26 protein-coding genes are annotated in these 20474 nt (G+C 59.7%); 6 read left to right on the top strand and 20 right to left on the bottom strand.

The window, feature by feature from the left end; translation table 11 throughout:
* Positions 1-55: 55 nt before the first annotated feature.
* Positions 56-544 carry a hypothetical protein gene (locus PY649_RS01030; RefSeq protein WP_285866221.1) on the top strand — a complete coding sequence of 163 codons (489 nt, stop codon included), beginning with the start codon at positions 56-58 and terminating at the stop codon, positions 542-544.
* Positions 545-572: 28 nt separating this feature from the next.
* Here the strand turns inward: PY649_RS01030 and PY649_RS01025 are convergent, their stop codons facing one another.
* From PY649_RS01025 to PY649_RS00965, 13 genes are all read right to left on the bottom strand, one after another.
* Entirely contained in the window at positions 573-878 is a 306-nt protein-coding gene (locus tag PY649_RS01025; protein ID WP_285866220.1) for a phage tail assembly chaperone, read from the bottom strand.
* A gap of 23 nt (positions 879-901) precedes the next feature.
* On the bottom strand, positions 902-1303 hold the full coding sequence (locus tag PY649_RS01020; protein WP_285866219.1) for a hypothetical protein: 402 nt from the start codon (positions 1301-1303) through the stop codon (positions 902-904).
* 83 nt (positions 1304-1386) lie between these two features.
* The gene (locus PY649_RS01015; protein ID WP_285866218.1) at positions 1387-1872 is read right to left on the bottom strand and encodes a hypothetical protein; all 486 of its coding nucleotides are present in this window, start codon (positions 1870-1872) and stop codon (positions 1387-1389) included.
* A 3-nt stretch (positions 1873-1875) separates the two neighbouring features.
* Positions 1876-2307 carry a phage tail terminator-like protein gene (locus PY649_RS01010; protein ID WP_285866217.1) on the bottom strand — a complete coding sequence of 144 codons (432 nt, stop codon included), beginning with the start codon at positions 2305-2307 and terminating at the stop codon, positions 1876-1878.
* A gap of 38 nt (positions 2308-2345) precedes the next feature.
* Positions 2346-2756, bottom strand: a complete 411-nt coding sequence (locus tag PY649_RS01005) for an HK97 gp10 family phage protein (protein ID WP_285866216.1) — start codon at positions 2754-2756, stop codon at positions 2346-2348.
* 248 nt (positions 2757-3004) lie between these two features.
* Positions 3005-3361 (bottom strand): hypothetical protein, encoded by a 357-nt coding sequence (locus tag PY649_RS01000; protein ID WP_285866215.1) that lies wholly within the window; start codon positions 3359-3361, stop codon positions 3005-3007.
* Positions 3361-3858, bottom strand: a complete 498-nt coding sequence (locus PY649_RS00995) for a DnaT-like ssDNA-binding protein (RefSeq protein ID WP_285866214.1) — start codon at positions 3856-3858, stop codon at positions 3361-3363. The genes PY649_RS01000 and PY649_RS00995 overlap by 1 nt, the downstream gene beginning before the upstream one ends.
* A gap of 71 nt (positions 3859-3929) precedes the next feature.
* The gene (locus PY649_RS00990) at positions 3930-4901 is read right to left on the bottom strand and encodes a DUF2184 domain-containing protein (RefSeq protein WP_285866213.1); all 972 of its coding nucleotides are present in this window, start codon (positions 4899-4901) and stop codon (positions 3930-3932) included.
* Positions 4902-4904: 3 nt separating this feature from the next.
* A complete protein-coding gene (locus PY649_RS00985; protein ID WP_285866211.1) occupies positions 4905-5375 on the bottom strand; it encodes a structural cement protein Gp24 in 471 nt (156 codons plus the stop codon).
* Between the two features lie 27 nt (positions 5376-5402).
* On the bottom strand, positions 5403-6518 hold the full coding sequence (locus PY649_RS00980) for a DUF2213 domain-containing protein (protein WP_285866210.1): 1116 nt from the start codon (positions 6516-6518) through the stop codon (positions 5403-5405).
* Positions 6519-6566: 48 nt separating this feature from the next.
* On the bottom strand, positions 6567-7979 hold the full coding sequence (locus PY649_RS00975; RefSeq protein ID WP_285866209.1) for a DUF1073 domain-containing protein: 1413 nt from the start codon (positions 7977-7979) through the stop codon (positions 6567-6569).
* A 50-nt stretch (positions 7980-8029) separates the two neighbouring features.
* Positions 8030-9514 (bottom strand): phage terminase large subunit, encoded by a 1485-nt coding sequence (gene terL, locus PY649_RS00970; protein WP_285866208.1) that lies wholly within the window; start codon positions 9512-9514, stop codon positions 8030-8032.
* On the bottom strand, positions 9471-9818 hold the full coding sequence (locus tag PY649_RS00965) for a hypothetical protein (RefSeq protein WP_285866207.1): 348 nt from the start codon (positions 9816-9818) through the stop codon (positions 9471-9473). Before PY649_RS00965 ends, terL begins: the two co-directional genes overlap by 44 nt.
* 292 nt (positions 9819-10110) lie before the next feature.
* On the opposite strand from PY649_RS00965, the gene PY649_RS00960 reads away from it, so the two are divergent.
* Positions 10111-10869, top strand: a complete 759-nt coding sequence (locus tag PY649_RS00960) for a class I SAM-dependent methyltransferase (protein WP_285866206.1) — start codon at positions 10111-10113, stop codon at positions 10867-10869.
* A gap of 42 nt (positions 10870-10911) precedes the next feature.
* Here the strand turns inward: PY649_RS00960 and PY649_RS00955 are convergent, their stop codons facing one another.
* The 4 genes from PY649_RS00955 to PY649_RS00940 all read right to left on the bottom strand — a co-directional run bounded on the left by PY649_RS00955 (position 10912) and on the right by PY649_RS00940 (position 12974).
* Complete coding sequence (locus PY649_RS00955) at positions 10912-11577, bottom strand: DUF6362 family protein (RefSeq protein WP_285866205.1); 666 nt, start codon at positions 11575-11577, stop codon at positions 10912-10914.
* Entirely contained in the window at positions 11552-11968 is a 417-nt protein-coding gene (locus tag PY649_RS00950; protein ID WP_285866204.1) for a hypothetical protein, read from the bottom strand. The genes PY649_RS00955 and PY649_RS00950 overlap by 26 nt, the downstream gene beginning before the upstream one ends.
* 57 nt (positions 11969-12025) lie before the next feature.
* Positions 12026-12316 (bottom strand): hypothetical protein, encoded by a 291-nt coding sequence (locus PY649_RS00945; protein WP_285866203.1) that lies wholly within the window; start codon positions 12314-12316, stop codon positions 12026-12028.
* Between the two features lie 334 nt (positions 12317-12650).
* Positions 12651-12974, bottom strand: a complete 324-nt coding sequence (locus PY649_RS00940) for a hypothetical protein (protein WP_285866202.1) — start codon at positions 12972-12974, stop codon at positions 12651-12653.
* 41 nt (positions 12975-13015) lie between these two features.
* Between PY649_RS00940 and PY649_RS00935 the strand changes: the two genes are divergently transcribed.
* A complete protein-coding gene (locus tag PY649_RS00935; protein ID WP_285866201.1) occupies positions 13016-13807 on the top strand; it encodes a S24 family peptidase in 792 nt (263 codons plus the stop codon).
* Between the two features lie 211 nt (positions 13808-14018).
* The gene (locus PY649_RS00930) at positions 14019-14552 is read left to right on the top strand and encodes a hypothetical protein (RefSeq protein WP_285866200.1); all 534 of its coding nucleotides are present in this window, start codon (positions 14019-14021) and stop codon (positions 14550-14552) included.
* Positions 14553-14576: 24 nt separating this feature from the next.
* Here the strand turns inward: PY649_RS00930 and PY649_RS00925 are convergent, their stop codons facing one another.
* On the bottom strand, positions 14577-15047 hold the full coding sequence (locus PY649_RS00925; RefSeq protein ID WP_285866553.1) for an MEKHLA domain-containing protein: 471 nt from the start codon (positions 15045-15047) through the stop codon (positions 14577-14579).
* A gap of 204 nt (positions 15048-15251) precedes the next feature.
* A complete protein-coding gene (locus PY649_RS00920; protein ID WP_285866199.1) occupies positions 15252-15656 on the bottom strand; it encodes a hypothetical protein in 405 nt (134 codons plus the stop codon).
* 862 nt (positions 15657-16518) lie between these two features.
* Here PY649_RS00920 and PY649_RS00915 point away from each other — a divergent pair.
* Positions 16519-17328, top strand: a complete 810-nt coding sequence (locus PY649_RS00915; protein ID WP_285866198.1) for a transporter family protein — start codon at positions 16519-16521, stop codon at positions 17326-17328.
* Between the two features lie 59 nt (positions 17329-17387).
* The gene (locus PY649_RS00910; RefSeq protein WP_285866197.1) at positions 17388-18191 is read left to right on the top strand and encodes a hypothetical protein; all 804 of its coding nucleotides are present in this window, start codon (positions 17388-17390) and stop codon (positions 18189-18191) included.
* 239 nt (positions 18192-18430) lie between these two features.
* Here PY649_RS00910 and PY649_RS00905 read toward each other — a convergent pair whose 3' ends face one another.
* Entirely contained in the window at positions 18431-20305 is a 1875-nt protein-coding gene (locus PY649_RS00905) for a hypothetical protein (protein WP_285866196.1), read from the bottom strand.
* Positions 20306-20474 lie beyond the last annotated feature (169 nt).

Here is a 20474-nt window from a genome sequence, read left to right as displayed (position 1 = left end):
ACAGTTGCAAAGAAAAAAATTACTACCTGATGAATTCACCGAGTATCTTCACCCAATGAAACCCATAGCAAGCATCTTAGGCCTGGTCGCTGCGGCAACGCTTTTAAGCAGTTGCAACCTTTTTGACTCCAAACTTGTCACGGCCTGCGAAAAGGTTCTCAAAGAACGTCTGCTCTCGTCGTCGGAATATAAACGCGTCAAGATTTCTGAACTCGACGAGGTCGAATTAGATAGAGCGGAACTGGAAAGCTATCTTGTCACAGAGCAACAACGGTCGAGAGCCTCGGGCTACCCTCTAGCAATAAAAGATTCATGGATTCAAAGCGAGCTGAAGGCGTTTGATTATGGCATCTCAAGACCTTCTTTTTTCAGTGCATCGATAGTTTACGAGACGATCAATGATCTTCAAGAGCCGGTGAGGCACCTCGCAAAGTGCGTGTATGTCGGCGAGAAGAGCGCCCCGCCTCTCAGTTGGGAAGTTGACACGTCGGTCGATGGGCTGAATGAACTAGAGTGGAGTTTCAGCCAAATAAAGCCAAACTAGATCATTCATAGTGGAGCAGCCAGGCCCCCTATCCCGCTTCCCGCGCCCTGATCGCCTCCATCTCCTCCTCCTCCGCCTGGCAATAGCGCCCATCCATCGCCTTCAGCACGGCGATGTCCTCGCGGCGCAGGAGGTTGCCGGTCAGGTGCAGCCAGGCGAGCATTTCCTGGTGGGAGAGCGGCGCCGGGCCGGAAAAGCCGGGGGCCTGCGCCGAACGCAGGTCCCAGAACCAAACCCAGAGCGCATGGCCAGCCTCCGGCACCTCGGCCTCCGGGCTGATAAGCTCGAAGGCTTCGTTGCGTTCGCGCCGGGTCTCGCCGTTCGCATCGCGCACGCAATCATAGCGCGCGACGATCCTTACGGCTTCGCAGAGCCCTTCGGCAAGCTCTTCATAAAATTTGCGCGGTCCTCCGAGGCGCCGGCCACCTGATCGTAGATCCAGCCGGCTTCCTCGACGACTTCGCGGGCCTTCTCGAAGGAGAGCAAGGGCTGCTCGCCCTTCCACTGCTGCTCCCCCCAGCTCCAGGAAGCGATGGCAGCGGCGGCCTTGTCGAGATATTCGGCCTCGACCTTGCTGGTGGTCAGCTTCTTCTTGCGGCTGGCGAGGAAGCGATCGCTATGCTGGCGAACGATCTTCTTCACCTCGTTGCTCTCGGCCGAGCGGATCATGAAGGAGATGCCGAGCGGCTCCTCGGTTGCCGGATGCAGGAGCTGCAGCTCGAAGAGATCTTCGGAATTGACGAGACTGGAGATATCCAAGGAAACACCTTATCGATTGGGAGATGTGGGGATGGCCGCGCGCCGCATGAGAGCGACGCGCGTAAGCTTACGTAAGACAACGCTTACGAAGCGGTGACGGGATCGACGCGGATCGGAAGCTGGTTGAGGCCGATCTTGAATTTCTCCAGATCGAAATCGTCGGAACCGCCGCCGGGATAGAGCGGGCCGGAAACGACGCCGCGCGAATAGAAGACCGTGTTGGTCTTGCCCTGCGGCGCATCGTTGCGCTCCACTTTGATCGCCATGTTGTTGACGTTGAGCGGATCGCCGAAGGTGCGCAGGATGATCTGGCCGGGATCATCGGCGATGGAGGCGACTTCGAGCTCCGGATCGCCCGCATTGGAGACGCCCTTCTGCTTCTGCTGCACCGGCTCGTCCAGCGTATTGTAGTTGTTGATGGTGGAGTCGGAGCCGAAATCGCCGACCTTGCCGACCTTGCCCACCTGCACCCAGCTCAGCGCAGCATAGGCGCTGGCCGTCAGGTCGCTGTTCTGGGGCGTCTCGCAAACGTAGACCTTGGAGCCCTTCTTGGTACTTTTATTCGCCATGGATCATCTCTCCGGTTCAAAGGCGGTGTAGGGAATGGTGACCGGTATCTGCACGCGGTCATCCTCTTGGATCGGGCCTGCGGCCCACGGCTCGCCGCTGATCGTGATCTTCACGCCAGAGGCAAACAGCGTCTCGTTGTTGAAGTGGTCGATGACCTGGCCGGCGGCATCGAGCGGCTTGATCAGCCCGCCGCCGGCCTTCCAATAGACGGAAACCTGTAGAAGCCCGAGCTTCTGCTGCGGATCATCGCCAAGCGTTACCTGCCGAGTGCGGTTGGGCAGGAAGCTGACAGCCAGATAATTATCCGGCTTAGTTTGCCCTGCTGGCGGAAAGGCAATGCCCGGCTGCGCCACCGACAGCGCCGGTGTGAAGGTCAGCGCCGCCAGATGGTCCAGCAGCGCAGCCAGAATGAGTGCGTCCGTTGCCGTCGCCATGCGTCACCCGTCTCTATGATGTTGAAATTTCGAAAGGATCAGTCCGTCTCACGAACGGCGCGGCCGACAATGTCTTGCCATTCCTGCGCCGCGAGCCGCACCATGCCGGCGCCTGCCTGGCCGTCACGGCCATATTCGATCTCGGCCGCATAGGGTGCAGTGAAGCCCATATAGATCTTGCCGCCCAGCGGCACGCTGAGAACGGCCAGATTGACCGCCTCGGGCTTGGAACCATCAGGCGCATCGGCGTCGGCTGCCCCGGCATGCATGACCGGCATCGCCGAACCGGAAACCTGAAACGAATTCACCGGCGTCCCGCCGGTATCCGGCGTCCGCTCGACAACAGCCTCCGCCAGCAGCTGGATGGAGGTTTGGACGACATCCTCCATGCGCTGCTTGGTCTTTTCAGCCCAGGCCGCGATGGTGGCGGAGAAATCGGAAGAAGCCATTTCAAGGAACCTTTTGACATGATTGCAAGGCCGCCGCTTTCATGAGTCTGCTCCACGAGCACGCCTTTCGAAGTTCACCAAGGTCGAAGCCCCGTAGCGTGCACGAACCCCCGATATGCCGCTCTGATCGGTCACCCTCGCCTTCGGCGAAGGCTCGACCTTTTGCGGCGGCGACAGCCGATCCAACATCAGAAGCAACCGCACGAGCAGCCACAGAGCCAACGCGGTCCTGAAACGGGCAAAGGCGCTCACTGCCGCACCTGCAATTGCCAGAGCACCGTGGTCCCGCCCGGCGACAAAGGCGCAATATCGACGATCGCATGTTCAACACCACCAATCACCAGCCTGTCGACAAGCGTCGGCGCGATCGAAAGCCCCGCCGTCGAGAGATAGACCATCCGGTCGCCGCGCTGGGTCAGCGTATCGCCGATGTGCGCTTGCGAATGATCCAGATCGACCAGCATGCAGGCAAAGTCTTGGCTCGTCTGCGCCGGGTCGTAATCGGGGCCGGTGCTGGTGATACGCCGAAGCTGAGCTTGCTGGCCGAACTTGGCAATCAGGTGCTCGGCCGTGGCACGAGTTTTGGCGTAGTCAAAACCTGTCATCACACCACCAGAATGCCCGGCAGAACCGGGCGCAGGAATGCATAAAGCAGACCGTCAAGGATCGTCAGAATCGGCCTCGCCGCAGCGATGGTGTCGTCAAGCGAACCGGCGGCGATATATTCCGTCTCCAGCGGCCCCACCTTTTCGCGTTTGACAATCTGCGTAGCGGTGACGATGGGGCTCAAGCGGCCGGGTTCGGCCAATTCGGCGGCCGCCGCCTCATAGGCAGCGTAAGTGATCGGTAACGGCACGACATCCTCGGGAATGGCTTCGCCGTTGGCCGTTGTCGCCGCCCTGCGCGGCCAGGACAGAGCCTGATCATAGCCACTGGCACGAAATCCGGGAAAACGCGGCTCGTAAAGGCCATCGACGACCTGCGACCCACGCACCAGCGCCGCCGTGCGATCATCTTCGCCGGCCGCGGCCCAGGCCGCGTTGCCCCGATCGGCAAAATAGGTATTGGCGGCATCGAGCGTGCCGTAAGAAGCTGTGGACATGGGAACTCCGGCGAAGAACGAAGACGGCGCGAGGCCCTCTCCCCACTAAAGCGGAGAGAGGGAAGTCAAAATCACGCTGCCGCCGTGATCCCGTCGCCATAGGCCATGGCTGCCGGCAGGCGTACTTCGGTGCCGCCGGTGCGGGCAATGATGCCGGTCTCGAAGCTCATAATCGATTTTTGGCGCGGCTGCAGCACCCGGCGCGGCATCGGCAGGTGGAAGCGCAGCACTTCCGGATCACGGCGATAGACGACCATGCGGCCGGCGCCATCCTGGGATGCCATCGCAAGCTCGCGCAGCGGCTGGATATCCAGCGGCTGGCCGGTTTCAGCGGTGTATACGTTCCCCTGGCGCAGGAATTCCAGCACGGTGATGTAGCCGTCGCCATCGGCAAGCCGCTTGGTGGCAATCAGCCGGAAGGCTTCCGGCGGCAGGCGCAGACTGTCCACCCACTCGACTTCGCCCGTGCTTTCGCGCACGCCGCCGATGAGATCGTTGACATCGCGCAGGATCTGGTCGGCCGTCTTGGCAGACCAGAAGGTCGACGAGCCCGTACCATCCGCGGCGACATCGACGCGCGAGACGTTGGGATCGTTGACGAAGCCCGTCCATCCCTTCTCCGCCGAGCCGATCATGGCGACGGAGTTGAGCAGACGTTCGATCTTGTCCGCTGCAAAGATGGCGTTGGAGGCGTTCAGATCGAGATTGTAGAGCGCCGCCTGATTGACCTCCTCCAGATTCCATTCCCAGCCGGAGCCGACCATCGCGAAATCATGGCTGGCGCTGTCGCGCGTCGACTGGTTGAAGGGCATATCCGTGCCGGCGCCGGAAAGGAATTTCGCCTCGCCCGCGCTGTCGACGGTAAAGAAGGTCGTACCGGCCGCCCATTCATTGCCCTCGGTGACGACTGGCACATGCAGGCCATAATTGAGGGTCGGGTAGCGACGCTGATAGATGCGGGTCTCGATATTGCGGCCTTGTGCAATGACGAAGGAATAGGCCGCCTGGGCGTCGGCGAAATGCTGTCGAACGAATTGGTTCATGGATTAGGCGCTCCTGTGCTTGAGCGAGATTTCGACAATATCGCCGTTGCCGCCGCTCGTGTCGAAGAAACAATCGGGAATCGGGCCGACAATGCCGGTGCCGGCCGCGTTGAGATAGGAGTTGGCGGCAGGGTTGTAGTAGACGGCATCGCCGTCCGCGACCGTACCGGCCGCTCTGACATACATCTGGCCGGAGGTCAGAAAGGCGCCGGTGATGAACTGCGCATAGCCGTCCACCTGCGTGGCGCCGGGCAGTACGGTCGGCGTCAGCACGGCGATGCCGAGAAACTTGCCACCTGCGGCATAGGGCGCAACACCGTGATCGGCGAGACCGCGCTGGGCTGGCTGGCCGAACTTGATGCCGGCGGCATTTTCCACCGTGCGGCTGATCTTGTTGGATTTTTCCCCCGAAGCGATCTGCCCGTGCAGGCCTTTCGCGGGAGCGTTTCCATAGGTGGTCTGATAAGTCGCCATTGAAGCGTCTCCTTTTCGTTGACCTGGTTAGATGGGATTGGCCGGCAGATGAGCGGACTGCAGGTCGCGCACCATGGCGGCATAGGCAGTGAACGCCGCAGACATCGACGTCTGCTCGGTGGTTATGCCGTCCTTTACCGCGGCGGCGAAAAGATCCGGCATCTCACGGATGGCCTCGGCCAGCATGTCGAAACGCGCGTCGATATAGACTTCCGATCTGCCCTCGACCGCCCCCTCGCCAACCTTGGCGAGAACGACCGCCTTGCGGATCGCAGCGTCTGAAAGACTTGCTGTTTTCACATTGCCGGCGATTGCCTTGGCGAGCCCGATGAGATCGGCGCGGGCCTCGACACGCCGCTCGATCTCGACATCGGACAGGAGCCTGGCCTTAACGGCATCCAGCTCGGCATCGCGGACGGCGATGGCCTTCTGGTAGGCGACGTCGGCGTCAGCGAGCCGTTGCTGCAGCGTCGCGATAACCTCTGCAGCCTGGTCGCTGACCTCGATCCCGACGCCATCGACGGTAACGGTCTTTGTGGACATCATTCCTTCCTTGTTCTGACGGTGATCGGAATTGGAACGTGGGGCTGCGAGAGGAGCGCAGCCCCACGGTGCAGCAGCATCGCCGATGCGAACTTTCGATCCCGCACGGCCACGGCGCACAATGGCGATATGATTGATGCGAATATTCTTCTGGACGGCGTCATAGGCTTCGCCGGTAGGCGTCACGCCCGCGGCGAAATCGAGATCGCAGACATAGCCGGCGGATAGCTCCTGCTTGCCGCTCTCGATGTCCTGAATGGCGGCCTCGTCGCTGACCATCAGCGGCACACGGATGAAGATGCCCTCGCCGGCGATCTCATCGCCGGTCTGCCCGACGGAATAGGTCTTCCAGTTTGCCGACGTGACCATTTCCTGCGGATGTTCGTTTGTCACCGGCCGGTGAGCAGCACTTTTCAGCGTGTCTTCGGAAAAGACTTCCGTCCCCGGCCGATAGACCCGCACGGTGCGCATTTCCGGCCTGCCGACCTCCGCACCGAGATAGTTCTGAATACCCGTACGAGCGATCCGGGCGCCGGCCACAAGATAGCCGTCTGCAGTCCGCCGCGTTCCGGCGACGGTGACCGTGTCTGTGAAATTCATGATTGGATGTCCCTTGATCGGAATAGACTTTGGCTGATGGTGCCGCCGCTATGACGAGGCGGTATTCACAGCAGGCGCGGCAAATGCCGGGTTTTGTTCTTCGCTCTGACGCGTGGTTTTCTCGGGGACACCTTCGTGCAGGCCGATTTGATCTACCCCACCAAACGCCTCGATCGCCGCCTCCAACCCCGGCAATGAACCGTCCTCGACGAAGGTGTTCACGAGTGCCTCCGACAAGGCTTGCCGCGGGAGGATTTCTTGGCCGGAAGACGACCCAAACAAGGCCCGGGCCGCATCAGCCTTGGTCTTGAAAATATCGGCCTTTTCCTTCTCGCTCATCTGCTCCAACGGCGCCCAGGTGGCATAAATGTCCAGATCGCGGGCGCCTGTAGCAGAGCGAATGAGGCATTCGTCCAGTCGTGACATGGCCGGCGTGAGGTCGAGTTCCTGTATTGCCTGGATGCGATCGTGATAGTTTTTCATGTCGCCGTCACCGGTGGCATTGAGGCCGGCGGGGGATTGGCCGACCAGTCGCGTGACCGGAATATCGGCGGCCCCGGAAACGATCTGCATGAAGGCCATGAGGATATCGGTCAGACCGGAGAGCGGTGCACTCTTGCTGTCATATTCTTCCTCGCTGTCGAGGATCAGCGTTCCGTTGACGCCCTTGATGGTGTTCGCCAAGCTGTAGCGGCGGAGAACGGCATCCTCGTAGGTCTGATTGCCGATATTGGCCGAGAACTGCGGCACCTTGATAATGTCGATCTTCGCCTCGAAAACGAGGCTGGCGATATTCGCGGCCGTGCTGTCGGCATTCTTGATTGCATCGAAGGTTGCCGTTAGCACGCTCTCACCCCAGCCCTGACTGGCCTGCCCCAACGTCCCGCCAAAATCCTCGTCCGGCGCCATAGCTCCGTTGAAGATCACCAGCCGCGACGGATGGATGGCGACTTGCGTTCCGTTTGCACCCGTCAGCGTGTAGAACTTCGGCCTGCCATACCATTCCGATGTCGGATCACGTTCGATCTCACCCGCGGCAAGCTGGCGACGCGTCAATACGGTCAAATGTTTCAATCCGCCTTTGCCGACACGCTCGACATCAAGCGGCCGCGAGGGATCCGCATCACAAGTTCCGATGAACAAAGCCGCGCCGCCGAAGAGCCGCCCCTTCTTGGACGTTTCCAGTACCTTGCCGCGCAGGTTCAGCCGGCGCTCTTCAGCCTCGATCGCCCCAATCTGATCGCCCTCGGCCTGCCAATTGCGCCATTTACGGCAACTATCCAGCGCCGGGATATCGACGATCTTGCGCGGCAACCAAGAGCCACGATAGGCGGCAATGATCTGTTCGTCGGTCAGGATGGGCTGGGCATAGAAGACCGATGCCGCCTTGTCCCGTTCCGTCCCCATGCGAGACGCAAGACTCATCAGCCCATCGCGAACCATCGAGAGTACGTGTCCCATGGATTATCCTTTGGCATCTATGTGAAGGAGAGACCCTTGTTCGGAAGGGCCTAGAAGTTCTTGAAGCTGAAGGAGGAGCCCAATGCGAGCTCGTTCAACGCATCGGCAAAGGCGTCCAGCTGATCGTCGAACTGCGCATTCGGAAAGGCGCAGACCTCATCGAGAAACGCCTCGTTCCAATCGCCGCGCAACAGTTTGACGTTTCCAGCCTCCGCCTGAGCGGAAGCCGGCTTGGCGCGCGTCGCCTTATCACCGGTGATAGACAAGACTCTTATCGGAAAGCCGGCAAGCAGCTTGATCTTGGTCTCCGCATCCGCCTTGCCGGCGGCACCAGGGTCCTGCGGCATGCGGATCGTCACCGCCGGCCCATCCTGCGTCGCTGTGTTCTTCAAATTGCGCTCGACCTCCGCCGGCGACCAGCGGCCCCGTGCAACAGCCTCGACATAGAAAATGCCGTCGGCTTGCGCCATGCGCAGGCCGACAGTCCAATCCGGTTGGCGACCGGGGCGATCCTTCGAGGCCGCAAAATCCCAGGCGCGGCAGCGTTTCGCACCGGCCGGCACGGCATCGACGATTTCGAAATCGCCACGCTGGAACAAGCCGCCCGAGCGCGGCGACGGCCGTTGCTGAAACTGGCCGGCTACGGCGTAAGAACCGAGCGGCACCTTATCCCGCTCCACCACCGAGCGCGGAAAGCGCTCTGGAAAGAGCAGCTCGCCCTCCTCCGTTCGCGGATCTTCGAAACCGATCGATGTTCGGCAGCGGCGCTCCGACTCGAATTCCATCGGCAGCATCAGATGCTCGTAACCAAGCCCGAGCGCCAGGATCGTGCCCGAGACATCCGCTTCGTGCAGTCGCTGCATGATCACGACAATCGCCGAGCGCTGCGGATCGTTGAGCCGCGTCGGCACGGATTCGCGGAAGGTACGGATGGTCGACAGCCGCTCCGCTTCGGATTCCGCGCCATCGATGGAATGCGGATCATCGATGATCACCCGGTCACCGCGCCCACCTGTCAGCCTTGAAAACGGCACGCCCTGACGAAAACCGGTGCGCGTATTGGCAAAGGCCATTTCGCCGGTTCGCGTCAGCTTCACCCGATCGCCCCAGAGCGTCTGATACCATTCGGAAGCGACGAGATCGCGCATGCGCCTGTTGTCGCGTTTGGCGTAGTGTTCCGAATAGGATGAGCCGAGATAGCGCATCTCCGGCATATTCTTCGGCCCCCATTCCCAGGCGGGCCACAAGACACCGCAGAGCAGCGACTTCATCGTGCCGGGCGGCACGTTGATCAGCAGCCGCGTGATCTCGCCCGATGTCACCGCCTCGAGATGCCTGCAAATGGCGTCGATATGCCAACCGTGAACATAACAGACGGAAGGCTCGATGACATGCCAAGCCTCGCGGACGAAACCGGCAAGCGACTGGCAGCGCGCCCGAATATTATCGGCATCCTCGGCAATCTGCCGGGCACATTCCGCCCGCTCCGCCTCAACCTTCCGTCTCGCCCTCTCCTCGCGGATCGCGGCCATCATCGCCGCCGGGTCCGGTAAGCGGACCGAAGAGGGATTCGAGTGTCGCAAGCTGCTCATCCGTAGCGTTGGTTAAGTCGATCGTGAAACTCTGGCCGCCCTTGGCTCCGCCACTCTGGCGTTCACTCGGCTTCTGGTGAACATAGGATGCGGCGATCTTCGCCATTTCATCCCGCCGCTTCTGATCCGCCTCGTCGTCGCGCATGACTTTCAGCATATAGTCGAGCGGCGTATCGCCGTCGGACGCAGCTTTTCGCCGCCGGGCACGCGGCTTGCGCGGCACGACAGGCTTGTCGGCAGTGGACATGCTTTGAAATTTCCGATGGAACGTTGAAAGGAAACAAGCGGCCGATAGTTTGGGCCGCCTGTGGTCAACAGTGCGTCGCTGCAACTGTTCTCATCATGCCAAAATGAATACCCCAATTCGGCACTGTTGGCGACACCCTTGATCGACGAGGCAGCTGCAAGGATTGCGAAATCTTTGAGCCTGCCACATATAATCATTTGAAATCGCTCTAAAATATCGCATTCTATCGTCCGACGATCAGAGCAGGATTGCTCTCCTCTTCCCTGAAACAGCTTCAACGCCAGACGAGCGGATGACCGACAAACACGATCGACAGCAGCCCGATCAGGACCTTTCGCAGGTTCCAGCGAAACCTCCGCGCGAATGGGATCCAAGGATCGACAGAGCGCGGGATTTCATCTCCGCCAATCTTCCTGTCCTGCCAGTCCCGTCAATTCCAGAAATTCGCCTGCACAGAGCCGGACCGCAAAGCGGCTTGTGGCGGCTTGCCGAACAGGATCCAGAGTTTGGCTCACCCTATTGGGCGCATCATTGGGGCGGAGGGTTGGTGCTAGCTCGATATCTTCTCGATCGGCCTGACGTGGTTGCCGGCCGCCCCGTGCTCGATCTCGGTGCTGGCTCTGGTGTTGTCGGCATCGCGGCGGCAAAGGCTGGCGCAACAGAGGTGATCGCGGCCGACGTGGATCCCTATGCCATCGCTGCGATAGGGCTAAATGCCACCCTCAACGAGGTGACGGTGCTGCCTGTTCTCGTCGATCAGGCAATGGGCGAGCCTCCCGCCACGGACATTGTCTGCGTTGGTGACCTCTTCTATGAGGCCGCACTTGCCGAGCGCGTCACGGCGTTTCTCGATCTTTGCCTGGAGCAAGGCATCGAAGTTCTGATCGGAGATCCGTGGCGTGCCCATCTGCCGCATTCGAGGCTGAGGTTACTGGCGGAATACGTTGTGCCGGATTTTGGCGCTGCTGCGGCCGGCTCACCTCCGAGCGGCGTCTTTGCATTTGAAAGCAAAACGCCCCGGCAGAACCGGGGCGATGAAGATCAATCCTAGAGACACGAGCCCTGGATTTGGACCACGGCCGATAGCGAGAAGTCAAACTCTCATCTTTGCACGCCGTCGATTCCCCCGTTCCAACCGCTTCGCCAATGCCGCCAGTTCCGGGTTGGCCGCGTCGAAGACCGGCTTTGCATCTTCCGGCAGCCAATGCGTCTCATGCTTTGCATGCGGTGTTTTCACTCGCTCGAGACTGCCAGCCGAGTTCGGCATCATCGGCGATATGCGTGACCAATCGGGCTCCTGCAGCCTGGGTGAAATCGCAAGCAGCGCATCGGCAACATTTCGAAACTCGCTCTGAATCCGTCGTTCCGCCGTTCGTCTCACCCGGCCAGTCCTGACACAAAAATCGCGAAAGGAGCCAACAATATGCGGCGCGGCAAGACAGACCGACCATCGAGAAAGCAGAATACGACGCTCCTCGTCCCTGGCATGGATCAGCAACCAGTCCTGCAGCACTTCTTCGGCGCGGCTAATGGCTGCCGCATTGGGGCGATAACGGACGCGGATGTCGGCATAATCGGTCGGTTCGGGAAGAACATCAGGCCAAAGCGAGCGCATCTGATCAGGGCGCACGCCGCGCACATTGAGATGGATCATCGTGTCGGCAGCCTCGACAAAACGGCCGCGAACGATCAGGCTGAGATCCGCGACCTCGGCGGCACGCTCGGACAAATCGTCATTCTGCAAGGCGTTCCGGTGCATCAAGGCGTCTCTCCAGTTCCCGATAGATCAAAATCCGAAGCGTCGCGCGTACCGGCCATGGACGCCGCGCCACGGCATCGGCGCGCAAAGCGCCGAGCACGATATCATCGAAAGCGGCCAGCAGATCGCCAGGCCGCTGCAGTGCCCAATCCTTCCTTTGAACGAGGATGTCGGAAACGGCCCCGATCGTGTCCGACCATAGTTCGTTGCGGTTGCTGCCGGTCTGGCGGATACAGCGGAGCACGAAGATCAGATGCCCGTCGCCGTGCTGTCCCCTGATTTCCTGCATGGTGCCACGCGCATGACTTTGCGCCGGCGCGCGGCGGCGATGGACGGGCACCAGCTTGATGCCGAGGCCGTCAAGAAGAGTATCGAGCCTGCCTTTGCTCATGAGTATATCGCCTCCCTTCCGGAAGAATAAATGAAAGCAATCAATGGCATTGCCTTGTCAGGCGATCTTCCCATTCACCGCTCCGGCGTCGGCAAAAGGATGCCTCGGCTTGAACAGGGCTTCTGCCTTCGAGATCGCCTCCACCCTCGCCCCATCACGCAGCATCGGCGTGTTAAGATAAGCAACCATCGCCACGCCAGCCGCAGCCTTGGCTGCATCCTCGGTCGAGAAGACGATGGGCTCGCCGCGATGATCCCTGAGGACTTCGTTCGTGGCGCGGTGGACCTTGCGTATCCAGCCGAGATGACCTCCGGCGACAGCCTCGGTACCGATCTGGAATTCGTTCATGGAAACCTCCTATGGCCGCCTTGGGCCAAGTCTTCGAATTAAGATTTGAAAATGTTTTGATCGCTGGAATGACCGTCGGCGCTGTGTCTCGGCACGCGCGCCCCCGAGCGCCATCCGAATGGCCGAGGTCTCCGACGCAATCTCGCGTGAACCTCTCGCTGAAGCTCGTTCTCAGCCATCCGGAAGTGGACCAGATCCCCCTCCGGCGCGCCGCTGGCGTCATCCTCCTCGCTGGCCGGTCGCCATGACGAAATGATCGGCTTCAAAGTTGCAAGAATGCAGGTGAAAAACAGGGCAGCACCGATACTGGCCAGAAAGCCCTGAATTATCTCGCTCATACCGCCTTCTCCGTATCCGGCTGGCCCTCGACCGAAGCGGCATCAAATGTCTCCGCCGGCTCGGCATGCCCGTCGCAAGCTTCACAGTGCCGCTCGATCACTTCCCCGATCGACAATGCCCGCCCGCAGGCAGGGCAGCCCGAGAAAAAGTCCAAATAACCTGAGCTCAAACCCACCTTCTTGCCCTTCCTCGTCGAGATCATACGACCACTCCCAAAACCGTTGTTCGCCGGACGCCGTTCGCCTCGGCACGTCAGCCTGCTGCGAATTTCGCCATCGGCATCTTGATAGACACAAGATATGTTGTTATTAATGTTCATGTCAACATGATTTATGTTATTTATTTTGCGAGTGTTGGATCATGCAAAAATCCATGGGCGAACGACTGAAGGCGGCGCGCGAAGCCGCAAATTATCCCTCCGCGACGAAGGCAGCGGAGGCGCTCGGTATTGGGCTATCCACATACCGAGCGCACGAAAACGGCCAGAACGAATTCGGCCCCGAGATTGCCGATCGTTATGCCAAGAAATTCGGCACCACCGCCGGCTATCTCCTGACCGGCGAGGGTCCAAGGAAGGTGGAGCGGCCGGGACCGCGCATGGTGGTCACCTCCTTCGACCCGGATGAACAATACAACGAAGGATTTGCCGAGGGCGTCGAAGACCTCAGCTACAGCCGGGAACATTGGCAACCGAAGATCGAAGGCGCGACGCCGGAGGTGGACGTCAAACTCGGCGCCGGCAGCGGCGTTGTCGGCGAGGTCATCAATCTGCCCGTCGGCGCGGGCAATGTCGCCGGCCACAAAATTGTCGCGGAATGGCTCATTCCCTCGGGCTATTTGCGCAACGAAGCGAAGGCATCGCCGAACCACACCATCATCATGGAAGTCATCGGCGATTCCATGCAGCCCACCTACATGCCCGGCGATCGCGTCATCGTCGATCTCTCGCAGAATCAAATGGCGACCGATACGGTCTACGCAATCAGCGACGGCTATTCCGAACCGCAGATCAAGCGCCTGCAGCGCGTACCCTTCACCCAGCCGAGCCAGGTCAAGATCATCTCGGACAACCCGGCGCTGGAAACCTTTACGGTGGAGCTGGCGCGGCTGACGATCATCGGGCGCATCTGCGGGCATATTGCCAGGAAATAGAACAGTCCCCCTCTTCCGCTGCCCACAGCAATGCGCTTCCGGTCCTGACCGGATTGTGGCGGATCGCGCCTGATTGCAGCAAAGAACATTTATTGTGTTATTTTGCAATCGTGAGACACAAAATATGTTGACATATATCGTGCTGCCTGACAAATTGCCTTTCACAAGCCGGTCGGCCGAGACGGAATGAGCCCGCGCAAGTCTAGAGATCTTGCGTGAAGCCAGCGAAACCGGATGGGATGGCCGAAAATGCAGATGTCGTGGCCCAACAGCTGCGGAAAGGGAGAATGTCGTTCATGATTTTAGAAGTCCGGTGTCAGACAATCAAAAGGCTTGCGTCGGTTGCACGGATGGCCGCGCAATGATGTCTGCTGACGTTTTCTCCTGCGAATACTCTTTCGACGAGCTCACCATCAATCTCTGCGACCGATGGGAAACGGGCTTGCTCCTCTACGGCAACGCTGAATTGACATCGGCGGGAGATGGTTATGATGGCGAGTTTTATGTCTCGGCGATCCGATTGGACGGCGGTGCGCGGTTGCCGCGGCCGAGCCCGATCAACAACACGGGCGGCTTTGAGGCCGAACTATTCCGGCGCATCGCTGCCGTGATCGAAAACGACAGAACATCGGCCGGCCGTCATGCAGCCGAACTGTTCGCTAACGAGTATGAACAGTCCAGAGATACGGATTACGGCATATTTCGCAAAATCGAACAGGAAAAGGCATTTGAGCCGGTGGCATAAGCTCCGTTCAGAGCCGACCCTGTCTTACACATCTTTCCATTTCGAAAATGTCGCTGCCTGCCCACGCCGATTTCCGTCACGGTCGATGAGCTGCCAGACGATGCCGTCTTCCATCCAGAAGCGCCGGCCCGACTTTGTGATCCGCAACCCGCGATAACCCGAGATAAAGCCGTCGCGGGTAACAGCATCCAACAATTGCTGACGTTCGGCACGATTGGGAAGCTCCGCCGAAAGGCGGGACGGCAAAGTGATGAATTCGTCCCAGGGATATTCGAAACAAGCCTGGCCGGCCTTATTGGCATAGATGAATCGCGGATCGGCGTCGGTGTTATGCGCTACGACCACGAAGGGGGCATCGTGATAAAGCCAACTCGGTCCCAGCCCCTCGCCGATAAGAGGCGTCCCAACGATGCGGGCATAACTTCCGGTCAGCAGATCGAAGAACTCAGGGTCTGCGGATAAATCTGAGGCATTGCGTTGTGGATTAATGTCCATGGATATCTTTCCTGTCGTGCACATCCGGTTTTCTTTAGGCCGAAACTGCTGGAAACCAAATAGAACTTCTGGCTGACGCTTGCAGTTGGTCGGGTGCATAAATCAAACATGGCGTGCCCGGAGGGCACACCGTAATCACCGAAAATCAATGATTTAGGCGGAAACGAGACCGGAAAACCTTCCGCAACCCCAGCGCCCCTTCGGTTATTGGTCATCGTCATACGGCGACGAGGAGGAGGACCGCCCTTCGAGCCTGTCGAGGATTTGGTTTACCTCATCCGCACATGCCTTCATCGGTTCGTCATCGGCACATTTGACGTCTATTTTGACGTCGCCATTCTCGATGCGGAAACGGGCGGCCTTAGATAGCATCGGGCGGTGGTTCATCGGGCCCCCATGCCAACCGCCCCTCATCATCATTGCATCGTCATCAGGTCGGTGCTGCCCCATTGCCGGTGGGTGCGGCGGGTTTGCTGTGGGTGCCGTTTCGGGCTGGGCTGGCTGTTGGGCTGGCGGTGTCGGCGTTGCGGCATTCGGGGCCTGCTGGGCGAAACTGACACCAGCGGAGAGCAGTACTGTAAGGGCGGCAATAGATAGAAACGTTTTCATTCCTTGGTCCTCCTCGAGACTGTGTGAAGAACACGCGAACTGGAGGATGGTTGCCGGGATGTACGAAAATTTGATGTCAGATCGCTGGAGACTCAGAAGACCCACTCTCCTCTCCGCGTAGCTTTCGCCTCCCCTATTCCCGCCCCCAATCTCACTTTGAACGCTGGGCCGAGACCCTCGATCAACTACCTGACCTTCAACCCGAGCTTTTCGGATTGGATAATGGGATGGCCGATCGGGTGGACCGATCCGATGCAGCCGGTAACGGCGTGGTCAGCCTGGCTGCGGCGTATGCGTGGCGAACTCTCAAGGGAGCCCACTTTGAAGAGGCTTTAAATGGGCCTTGAGAACGCCTAAAACGCTCTCTGAAAACCTCCATTTCCGCAGCTCCGAAGTCACTAAGGTGCGATTTGAAGCAAGAAGATAGTTCGCTCGATCCTCAGAAACACAATTTGGAACTCGTTAAAGACCTCGTATCAAAAGCATATGTGACCCAAGTTGATTACGGTCGATGGGTTTTGGCCTCATTAATTACTGTGCATGGCGGCGGCCTTTTCGCCGTCATGCAGGCTAATGACAAGCTTCCAAAAGGGCTGGCAACCGCTTGCGTCCTAATCTTTATAGTCGGCCCTCGGACATGACGGCCAATATCATCCTATGCATCGCGGCGTATTCCTGCGAGCTTCTTGCCGACTTGTGCCAACGGGAGCCCAGGAGCTGGCGTTAGTCCTTTGTTGTGTGGCCATGCGAGCACACCCAGTCCACAATCCACCGTTGCTCAGAGTAGGCGACATATTTCGTGTTCTGCTAATTTTAGTAGCTGATGTATTCTGCTGGCAGGAGGCTTGGGGAGGATTTTTTCATGCGCCGCTGGCTAATTGGGGGAGCGCTAGCGATATGCTGGACAGCGAGTGCTCAATGTCAGGAGCAGCACGACGATTCCGACTTGGCAAAGAAGCTCTCGAATCCGGTCGCCGACCTCATCAGCATCCCCTTCCAATTCAACTATAATGACGGCATCGGTCCCGCAAAGGACGGTTCGCAGGTTTATCTGAACGTCCAGCCGGTCGTTCCATTTCATCTCAACGATGACTGGAACCTGATTTCTAGGACGATCCTGCCGATCATCCACCAGCATGAGATTTTCCCGGGTTCTGGGACACAATTCGGTCTTGGCGATATTACGCAGAGTTTCTTCTTCTCTCCAGCCAAGCCGGTCAACGGTTTTGTTTGGGGCGTCGGCCCAGCCTTCGGCATTCCGACTGCAACCGACGATCTTCTTGGTTCCGGCAAATGGAGCGCGGGCCCAACAGGCGTCGCACTCTGGCAGGGCGAAGGTTGGACGGTAGGCGCCTTGGCCAATCACCTCTGGTCCTTTGCGGGTGAAAGAGACCGGCCCAATGTCAATGCGACCTTCCTGCAGCCGTTCGTCGCCTATACCACCAAGAGCGCCTGGACGTTTTCGCTCAACACTGAATCGACCTATAACTGGGAGGCCCATGAATGGTCGGTGCCGATCAACCTCCAAGTGGCCAAGATCGTGAAGTTCGGCAAGCTGCCGGTGCAACTATTTGCGGCTGCTCGCTATTGGGCCGACTCGCCCGATGGCGGGCCAACTGGATGGGGTGCACGCGTGGGTATGACTTTCCTGCTTCCTACGGAGGGGCTCTAGCTCCGTGAGCGCCGGATGGGGGCAATCGTGATTTATTTGGCCACCGGGAGGAGGATCCGATGCGAGTGAGCACACTCATATGCTGGACTATTTTGGCGGTAGCGGTGTTTCTGTCATCGAAATCGCGGGCAGCCGATCTGACGCCGCTCGCACCGGCCCCGTCCGCCGTGCAAACTCCTTCGGGATGGATGTTCACGCTCACGCCATATTTCTGGGCACCGGACCTGTCGGGCGATGTCGGCCACGGCCGTCTCCCCCCGGTGCATATCGACGCGGATTTTGGCGATCTATTTGACCATCTCGATTTCGCGGCGATGGTGACCGGCGAAGCGCGCTATGACCGCTACAGCATTTTCGGCGATATCATTTATACGAAATTCTCCATGAACGCATCGACCCCAAGAGGCATCGTAGCCAATAACGTCGACGTCGACGCCAAGTCCTTCGCCGGCCTCATTGGCGTTGGGTACGCATTGATCGACCAGCCAAACGCCACTCTCGATATTGTCGGCGGCGCGAGGATTTGGAACGTAGACACAAGCTTTTCCCTCAATGGCGGAATCGTGGGCAAAGTCCTGGGCGGTTTCGAAGGTGGGCTCTCGCAGACCTGGGTCGACGCCATGGCGGGGCTAAGGGGCAACTACTTCTTCACGCCGGAGGTCTTTGCGACCGGTTGGGGCCTGGTCGGAGGAGGCGGTGCAAATGTCGATTGGGATGTTGGTGGCGGCCTTGGTTACAAATTTAACAACACGATTTCGGCTGTCGCCGGCTACCGCGCCCTCGGCGTTGACTATGATCGGGACAATTTCCTCTTCGACGTCGTCGAGCAGGGGCCGATTGTGGGCCTGACGATCCACTTCTAAGGTGGCACGATCAATCGCAACTACAAATCTCCGGAATCGCGACGATGTCGCCGACGCGATGAGCGCCCGCGGAGTGCTGGGGCAACCAAGTCCGGTCGAAACCGCGGCAGCGGCCTCTATTTCACCGATAGGAAAGCCCAGATCGGCGTGCTTCCCACTCCCGCTGTTCCGTAGCAACCACCTCCGAGCGGCCGCCGCCCCCAGCTTCAGTCGATTGCCGGTGAACGCGGCTATCGGCTTCATTGCCTTACGGTCAAATCTTCGCCAACACGGGGCTCCGTCCAGCCCGCTTTGCGCAACCCAGCAACCAGGCTTTCGACAATCGTGTCGATACCTTGATGCTGACGGTACGCGGCCGCGGGATCGCGAGCCATGGACGGCGATCTCGCCGCCATCTCGGCTAGAGCCTGTTGAGCGGCCTTGCGATTGCCAAGCGCACCTTGCGCAATGGCAACAAAGGACCAGCTTATCGCCGAACCGTCGGAGGTACCCCGCTCAGCGCTTTCGAGAGCGGCCGCGTAGTCCCCCTGCAGATACTGATGGATCGTGATCAGATTGAAGTACCAGCCGGGGGGATTGATCGTCCGGTCGATCGCGCGTTGCAGATAGGACAGCCCCTCGTCCCACTTTCCGCGGGCGGCAAGCCGCCAGCCGAATTGCGCAAGCATATCCGGATCGTTCGGATTGAGCGCCAGAGCCCGGTGCTGGAGCCGCTCAGACTCGTCGAAGTTTCCCGCATAGTAGTTGATCGCCGCGAGAGCCTCCAACGCCAGGACACTGCTTGCGTCGAGTTCGACAGCATGACCGGCGGCGCTGTAGGCTTGAGCAAATTCGCCGTCGACCGCTGCCTTGGGCACCATGTGGAATCTCGCGGCATCAAGATGAAGCCAGCCGAGCATCGCCCATCCGGCGGCATAACCGGGGTCCCGCCGGACGGAATCTTCGATGCAGGAGCGCACGGGTGTATACAGGTCTGCCGCAAAGGTGCGCCGGTAAGCATAGGCACGCAGCATGCAGGTATAGGTGGGCATGCTCGGAGCTGCCCCTTTTTCCAGCAGCCGGCTCGCCGCGTCGCTATTGACCACCCCATAGGGCTGGCCCAGCACGCCGGCGATCCGGCTTGCGAGTTCGTTTTGAACATCCAACAGTGCACTGGGCATCATCGGCCGATCATAGGTTTCGCTCCAGAGGACTAGGCCACTGGCGGCGTCGACCAGCTGAACGCCGACGTGAACCGATCCGCTCGCCGAGCGAAGATTGCCCTTCACCACATAGGAGATTGGAATGTTCCGCCCGAGGTCCACGGGATCGGCCTTCGCGTCCAATCCGAAGGTCGCAGGAAGGGAATAGAGCCGAAACTCGGAGAACCTCATGAAATTGGTGATGAGCTCCTGCGTCAAGCCGGCGGCGAGAAAGCGGTCGTCCTCTCCCGAGCTCAGCGCTTCGAACGGCAGCACGATCACGGAAGGCCCGCGGGCCACCGTCTCGTGCCGCCGATTGCTAACCGCGAACCACATCCCGACGATCACGAACAAGAGGACAGCGGTGAGCCCCGCGGCCATGATCAATCGACTGGTCCGCCACCCAGTAAAAACCTTCCCACGACTTGGCGCTGGAGCGGCCGATATTGCGATCATCGGTCCCGTCGGTACGTCAGGCGGCATCAAGCCTATCGAGACCGGTGGCTCTAGATCAGGATCGTCAGTGGGCTTTGGGGCCGGCCGAGGTGTTGCGTCCGTCCATTCGAAGAGCGGAATATATCCGCCCCGCGGGATCGAAATCCGCAGCCGGTCATGAGCGCCCGCGCCAGCATAGTATCCATCGAGATCGCGCCTGAGGCGGCGGGCCTCCAGGCGGACAACCGGATCCGACTGCGGATCGAAGGTGCCGTCGCGGCCGAAGACGGAGAGCGCGATCGAGTAACCTTTCAATTTTTCGGTGCGCTTCGCTAGAGTCTCCTCTACAAGGTAACGGAGAAGCGTTTTTCGGCGCGGGCTGGCCTGGAGAGAAGGGCACGCCAGAATGCGCTCCAACTGCTGGCGGCAGTTTTCCGGCGATGGGTGAGAAGGACTTCCATCCGCGTCCTGGTTGGATGGGTTCTGGGTCGATGCCATCGGTCATTCCCCCACTTCGCGCCTCCACTTCGCGCGTCTGCGCTGAAGGCGGTAATCCGGTTTGCCGAATCGATCAGTAGCCGTCCCGTCGAGTTGTCCGCTAGCAGTCGACCTACCCAGGACAGCGGGCGCCAGTATGCGCTCACTCTTCCGTCCATGAAACCAGCAC

It is taken from the genome of Rhizobium mayense (genome assembly GCF_030272705.1).
GTDB classification, from domain to species: domain Bacteria; phylum Pseudomonadota; class Alphaproteobacteria; order Rhizobiales; family Rhizobiaceae; genus Rhizobium; species Rhizobium mayense.
Note: the sequence above shows the minus strand (reverse complement) of the source record. Positions and strands in the feature narration are given on the sequence as shown.